This window comes from Methylobacterium sp. A52T, from assembly GCF_053346095.1.
In genome coordinates, this window is the sequence record NZ_JBKFBI010000208.1 from 1 (window position 1) to 7,231 (window position 7,231).

Here is a 7,231-nt window from a genome sequence, read left to right on the forward strand (position 1 = left end):
CCGCTGGCGGCCGCGCTCGGCGACGCCGAGGCCGCGCGCCTCGCCGGAACGCCGCCGGACCGGGACGGCCTCGTCGCCTGGCTGGACGCGGTCGTGGACGCCGCGGAGGCGCGCCGACAGGGGAATCCGTCCCGGGCCGCCACCGGCGACGCCGTCCTGCGGCGGGCGCTGGAGGCGGTCCTGCGCTACGCCGTGGCCGAGGGCGGGACGGAGGCCGTCGCCCGGCTGGCCGACCGGCGCCGCCCGACCCCGAAGACGCCGCGCGCCTACCAGCGCCTGTCCTGGGCGGAGCCGCTCCACCTCGCCCTGCGGGCCGCCCTCGTGCACGCCCCGGAGGCCGATTACGACGCCGCGGTCGCGCTCCTGAACGCGCGGATCGCCGAGGACCACGACTGGCCGGCGGCCTGCGCCTTCGCGTTCATCCTGGCCGACGACCGGGCCGCCCCGCACCCGCTCCAGCCCGTCGCGGTGGTCGAGGCCGCCGCGTCGGCGGGGATCGACGTGACGGCCGACACGGTCTACCTGCCGCTCCTCGCCGACGCGCCGCCGGAGGCGGTCGCGGCCTGGCGCGCCAAGCGCAGCTACCACCTCTACTTCGTCTACTGCGCCCTCGACGCGGCCGAGGCGGCCGCGACCTTGCTGGCGGTAGCCCGCGCCGCCGGGCAGCCGGCCCTGCCGGCCCTCGACTGGCTGCTGCACTACGCCCTCGACGAGCAGCGCCGCACGGTCGCCCTGGCGATCCTGTCGACGGGCGAGGCCGGGGCGCTCCCGGCCCTGCTGCCCCATCTCCACGAGAAGCCCGTCGCGGCCGCCCTCGACGCGGCTCTGGAGGCGGACCCCGCCGCGATCTTGCCCCGCTGCCTCGCGGCCCTCGCGGGCGGCCGGTCCGAGCCCGCCCTGCGCGCCCGGGTCAACCGGGCGCTCGACGCCCACGGGATAGACCGGGTCCGCGGCTGGCTCGCAGCGTCGGGCGGGCGCGGGGCCGGCATCCTCGACGCCCTGGCGGAGGCCCGCGCGGTGCCCCTCGCGGAGCCCGCCGCCTGGCCGCGGGTGCTGCGCGACCCGCCCTGGCGGGCCAAGGCCCGGACCCGGGACGACCTCGTCCTCGCCCTCGCGCCGCTGCCGACGCCGTTCGCCCATGCAGTGCCCGAGGTCTCCCCGAGTTACTGGCGGGCGCGGAACGCCGTCACCCTCGACGGCCCGGAGGCGCTGTCGGCCTTCGTGGCGGCCACCGAGCTGGCCCATCCGACGCAGGGCTGGAGCCGGATCCCGCCCCCGCTCTCCGGGCCGCCGCGCGACGATCCGCCGGCCCTGGTCGCCTGGGTCGCCGCGCGCGTCGCCCAGATCGACGAGGCCTGCCATTACTGGGCGAACTCGCCCTATCGCCAGCTGGTCGGCAGCCTGGAGCGGCAGCCCGAGCCCCTCGCGCTCGCCCTCTGGGCCCAGTCGCGCGTCGTGTCGGGATGCTTCCACGTCTCGCAGTGGCCGGAGATCGTGTGGGCGATGCTGTCGCGGTTCGGCGAGCGGGCGATGCCGGGCCTCGTCGGGCTGGTCGAGGCCGATCCGGTCGGGCTCCTGCCGGCGGTCCTGGCGGTGGACGATGGCCGCCTCGCCGCGCCCGCCGCCCGCGCCCTCACCAAGCTCAAGAAAGCCCGCGAGCCGGCCCTGGCCTGGCTGCGCCGCCATCCCGAGACCGCCCTCACCCGCCTCTTGCCCGACGCCGTGGGCCGGCCCGGGGCGCTGCGCGACGCCGCCGAGCACGCCCTGCGCGTGCTGGCGCAGGACCGGGCGGACGGCCGCGCCATCATCGCTGCCGTGGCCGCGCGCTACGCGGACCAGGCACTGGACGTGACCGAGGCGGTCGCGCAGGTGCTCGACCGCGATCCCCTCGCCCGCGTCCCCGCCAAGGTCGGCAGGCCGCCCGCCTGGGTCGTGCCGTCCATGCTGACCCGGCCGCGTCTGCGGGACGGGACCGCCCTGCCGGACGCCGCGATCCTGACCCTCTGCGAGATGCTGTCCTTCACCAACCCGGACGCCGTCTACGCCGGCGTGCCGATGGTGCGCGAGGCCTGCACCGAGGCGAGCCTCGCGGCCTTCGCGTGGGACCTGTTCTCCGCCTGGATCGCCGCCGGGACGCCCTCGAAGGACGGCTGGGCCCTGCGCGCGCTGGGCTGGTTCGGCACCGACGCCACGGCCCGCGACCTGACCCGCCTGATCCGCCGCTGGCCCGGCGAGGCCGCCCACGCCCGCGCGGTCACCGGCCTCGACGTGCTGGTCGATATCGGCACCGACGTCGCGCTGATGAACCTCAACGGCATCGCCGAGAAGCTGAAGTTCAAGGGGCTCCAGGAGAAGGCTCGGCAGAAGATCGCCCAGCTCGCCGAGGCCCGCGGCCTCACCCCCGAGGAACTGGCAGACCGGCTCGCCCCCGACCTCGACCTCGACGAACGGGGCGGCCTCGACCTCGATTTCGGCCCCCGCGGGTTCCGGGTCGGGTTCGACGAGACCCTGAAGCCCTGGGTCCGGGACGCCGCCGGCCAGAGGCTCAAGGACCTGCCCAAGCCCGCCAAGGCCGACGAGGCCGGCAAGGCCGCGGCGGCGGTGGCCCGCTGGGGTGCCCTGAAGAAGGACGCGCGGGCCGTGGCGAGCCTGCAGGTGGCCCGCCTGGAGGCGATGCTCGCTGGCGCCCGCCGGGTCCAGCCGACGGTGTTCGGCCCCTGCTTCGCCGCGCACCCGCTCGTGCGCCACCTCGCCCAGCGCCTCGTCTGGGCCACCTTCGCGGATGCCGACCCGCGGACCGGCCCGGGCCTGACCTTCCGGGTGGCCGAGGACCTGACCTTCACGGATGCCGACGACGCGCCGCTCGACCTCGACCTGACCGGGGCGGCCCCGGGCCTGATCGGCCTCGTCCATCCCCTGCAAATCGACGCGGGGGCGCTAGCGGCCTGGGGGGCGCTGTTCGGCGACTACGAGATCGTCCAGCCCTTCCCGCAGCTGGCCCGCGAGACCTACGCCTTCACGGAGGCCGAGGCGGCCGCATCGACCACGAGCCGCTTCGCCGGGACCGTCGTGGAGGCCAACCGCCTGCGCGGCATGGCCGCCCGGGGCTGGCCCCTCGGGGCGCCCCAGGATGCCGGGGTGGTGTGGTGGATCGAGCGCGCCGTGACCTTCCCGGGGGGCGCCGCCGGCCAGGCGTCGCTGACCTTCTCGGAGGGCCTGTTCACCGGCGCGGTGGAGTTCGAGGACCGGGAGCAGACCCTCGGCGACCTGACCCTCGGCTCGCCCTGGAGCAGCCGGACGGATCCGGGCCAGCGGATCTTCGGCGAGCTCGCGCCGGTGACGGCGAGCGAGCTCCTGCGCGGGCCGAGCCTCCTCGCCGGGACGCGGCTGCGGTGAGCCTCGACCCGGTCACGCGCTGGCGGCTCATCCTGGGCGAGGCGGCGGATTCCGCCTGCGCGGGGGCCGGCTGCGCCCTCTCGGGCGATGCGGCCGCCATGGATCAGGCGCTCGACTGGCTCTACGGCCGCGACGCCGAGGGCGCGGCGCGGGGAGAGCGCCGCCAGGGCGGGCGCGAGGGCTCGACGCTGACGGTGCCGGGCTGGATCAACGCGGTCCACACGCTCTTCCCCCACGAGACGATCGAGCGGCTGGAGCGCGACGCCATCGAGCTCTACGCCATCGACGACGTGGTCACGAACCCCGAGGTGCTGTCCCGGGTCGAGCCGAACGAGACGCTGCTGAAGGCGGTCCTGCGCACCAAGCACCTGATGGCGCCCGACGTGCTGGTGATGGCCCGCAGGCTCGTGCAGGAGGTGGTGCGGCAGCTGATGGAGCGGCTGGCCCGGGACCTCGCGGTGTCGTTCTCTGGGGTGCTCGACCGGCGGCGGCACACCCGCCTGCCCGGCGCCCGCGACCTCGACCTGAACCGGACGATCCGCGACAACCTGCGCCACTACGATCCCGAGAGCCGGCGGGTCACCGTCGAGCGGCTGCACTTCTTCGCCCGGAACCGGCGGCAGATGCGGCCCTGGCAGGTGATCCTGCTCGTCGACCAGAGCGGGTCGATGCTCGATTCCGTGATCCACGCCTCGGTGATGGCCGCCTGCCTGTGGAAGCTCCCCGGCATCCGCACCCACCTCGTCGCCTTCGACACGGCGGTGGTCGACCTGACCCGCGACTGCGACGACGCCTGCGAGATGCTCATGAAGGTGCAACTCGGCGGCGGCACCGATATCGGGGGCGCCGTGCGCTACGCGGCCGGCCTGATCACCGCGCCGGAGCGGGCGATCGTGGTCCTGGTCTCCGACTTCTACGAGGGCGCGAGCGAGGCCGCCCTGGTCGAGCAGGTGCGGGCGCTCTCCGGCCAGCGGACCCGCGTGCTGGGCCTCGCGGCCCTCGATTCGGAGGCGCGGCCCGCCTACGACCGGGCGATGGCCCAGCGGCTCGTGGCGGCCGGCGCCGAGATCGGCGCGATGACGCCCGGCGAACTCGCCGGCTGGCTCGCCGCCGCGATCCGGGCCTGACCGGCGCCGATGGCCCGCCCCGACCTCCGCGCCCTCACGGATGACGGCCTGATCCAGCTCGCCAATGCCGGGCTGGTGAAGCGGGCGCTGCGCGAGGTGGCCGCCGGCCAGGGGCCGGAACTCGCGGAGGCCGGGGACGGCACCGTCGAGGCGCGCTTCGCCGACGGCACGGTCACGCGGCTCGGCCCCGGCCGGCCTCCCGGCGAGGCCGCCTGCACCTGCCCGGCGAGCGGGATGTGCCGGCACCGGGTCGCCCTCGTCGTCGCCTACCGGGCCGCCCCGGTCGCGGACGGGCCGGCCGACGGGACCGGCGATGGGGCTGGCGATGGGGTCCCCGAGGGTGCGGCGGTGACGGCCGCGGCGCCGGTCGCCTGGGATCCCGGCACCCTCGACGGCGCGGCCCTCGAGGCGGGGCTCGGCGGCGCCGCGGCGGCGGAGCTGCGGCGCCTCCTGGCGGGTGGGATCACGGTCGGGCTGGAGCAGGGCGCCGTCCCGGCCGCGCGGCTCCCGACCGCGACCGTGCGCTTCCTCGTGCCCGACGCTGTCGGCTACGCCCGCTGCGACTGCGCAGCCGGGGGCGGCTGCGCCCACGTCGCCCTGGCGATCCGCGCCTTCCGGGATTCCGCGGGCGCCCCCGAGATCCGCCTCGGCGGCGCGGCCCCGGCCGGAGCGGAGGCGAAGCCGGCGGAGACGGACCTCGCGGAGGCCGCCGACCGGGTGGTCGCCGGCCTGCTGGAGGCCGGGGTCGTGTCCGGACCGGAGGCGCACGGCGCGGCCCTCGTCCGGCTCCGGCGGGCGGCCGAGAGGCGGGGCGCCACGCAGCTCCTGCTGGCGGAGGCGGACCTCGACGGGCAGGTCGCGGCCTATGCCGCGCGCCACGCCGCCTACGACGCGGCCGTCGTCCTGGCGCTCGCCACCGAACTCCTCGGCCGCGTCCGGGGCGGTGAGGCCGCCCTCGGCCTCGGCCAGCCCTACGAGACCGCCATGGGCAAGACCCGCCTCGTCTCCCTGGGTGCCCGGCTCCTCGCCCGCGGGCGCGGTGCCACCGCCCGGGTGGCCCTGGCCGACACCGATACCGGCGCGCTCCTGGCCCTGGAGCGCGCGTTCGTGCCGGGCGAGGCCGAGGCGGATATCGCGGCCGGCCTGCCCGGGCGCCTCCTCAGCCCGGGCCTGTCCGTCTCGGGCACCGGCCAGGGCCAGATCCTGACCAGCGTCGCGCGGCGCCGGGCGGACGGGCTCCTCGCCCTCGGCCAGGGCGCGCGGGGCCGCACGGCGCTGCTGCCGCGGGACGCCCTGGTGACCCTGCCGGCCCCCCTGGCGGCGCGGGACCTCCCGTCGATCCTGCGCCGCCTCGCCGACCGGCCGCCCTTCTTCCTGCGCCCGCGCGACCGGCTGGAGGCCTTCCACGTCTTCCCCGTCGAGGCGGTCCTGGGACAGGCCTGGGCGCCCGGCGCCCAGACGTGGCAGGCCGCCGTCGCGCTGCCGGGGGCGGGCGGCACGCTGCATCTCGCCCGAGCCTACGACCCCGCCGCGCCGCACGCCCTGGACGCCCTCGCGGGCGCCTGCGCGGGGCGCTGGGGACCCGTGCGGCAGGTCGCCGGCCCGGTGCGGATCGAGGACGGCGCTCTGGTCTGCGATCCCTGGTCGGTGTCGGTCGACCGGCTCGTCGTGCCCGACCTCGCCGCCCCCGACGGCGCCGGCCACCCGATCCAGCCGGCGCCGGACCTGGGACCGGCCACGCTCCTCGACGAGGCGACCGCGCTCCTGGCGAACGCCCTCCATGCGGGGCGGCGGGCCTTCGCGGCCAGCGCCCGCGCCGGCGGCGCCGACCTCGTCGCACGCCTCGCCGCGGCCGGTCATCCGGCCACCGCCGCGCGGCTCTCCGCCTTCCTCTCCGCCGCCCTGGCGGCTCCGGGCGCGCAGTCCGAGCCCTTCGCCCGGGCCGCCATCTGGGTCGCCGCCATGCGCGACGATCCCGGGCCGGACGAGGCCTGATCAGGGGCCTGATCACGGAATCGTGCGCGCACGGTTGCCCCCTCGGTCCCGCTGGGGCAGGTTTCCGCGGCTTCGGGCGCCGCGATTCGCCGGCCGGCCCGTCCCGGTCGTTTCGCGAGGAGCCCGGATGCGAGGACCTGTCGACCGTGGCGCGCGCGCGACGCATCCCTGCCCGGCCGCGCGGGCCGGCGCGGTGGCATGAGGGTCGTCCGCGCGGCGCGCCTCCACCTGCGGGACGCCACCTCCGACAAGGTCTACGACGTCGACCTGATCGAGAACGAGGCCCTCGGGACGCCCGAGCGCTACTTCGTCAACACGCGCTACGGCCGGCGCGGCGCGACCCTGCGCGAGGGCTCCAAGACGCCCCAGCCCGTGACCGCCGAGGCGGCCGCCCGGGTGTTCGACAGCGTGGTCGTCTCCAAGATCAACGGCGGCTACCGGCGGGTCGACGGCCCGGAGACCGCCGCGCCCGAGGCGACGCCCGACGGGCGCGATGGCGTCCTGCGGGCGCGGCTCTCCGCCTGCCTGCGTGAGAGCTGGGCCGAGCGCGACCGCGACCGCCTGCTCTGGCGCATCGGCGAGCTGCGGCTGGCCGCGGCCGCCCCGGACCTGATCGCCCTCGCGCGGGGCCTCGGCCCCGCGCGGGCGAGCTACGCCCTGGTCTGGGCGCTCGCCCGGGCGGCGGGCCCACAGGCCGGTCCGGCGCTCGCGGC

The 7,231-nt window shown here is 77.5% G+C and carries 3 protein-coding genes and 1 pseudogene; all 4 read left to right on the plus strand.

Annotated features, from left to right (window positions below):
• Positions 1-3,396, plus strand: a 3,396-nt coding sequence (locus ACLBYE_RS28720) for a DUF4132 domain-containing protein (RefSeq protein WP_447696765.1), incomplete at its 5' end; no start/stop codon positions are given.
• Positions 3,393-4,523, plus strand: a complete 1,131-nt coding sequence (locus tag ACLBYE_RS28725; protein ID WP_447696766.1) for a VWA domain-containing protein — start codon at positions 3,393-3,395, stop codon at positions 4,521-4,523. The genes ACLBYE_RS28720 and ACLBYE_RS28725, both read left to right, overlap by 4 nt.
• Positions 4,524-4,532: 9 nt before the next feature.
• Positions 4,533-6,518, plus strand: a complete 1,986-nt coding sequence (locus ACLBYE_RS28730; RefSeq protein WP_447696767.1) for a hypothetical protein — start codon at positions 4,533-4,535, stop codon at positions 6,516-6,518.
• Positions 6,519-6,716: 198 nt separating this feature from the next.
• A pseudogene (locus ACLBYE_RS28735) lies at positions 6,717-7,231 on the plus strand (hypothetical protein); the annotation flags it as partial.

Excerpts from the sequence above, each read along its gene's own strand:
- ACLBYE_RS28730 (WP_447696767.1), top strand. The coding sequence starts at position 4,533 with ATGGCCCGCCCCGACCTCCGCGCCCTCACGGATGACGGCCTGATCCAG.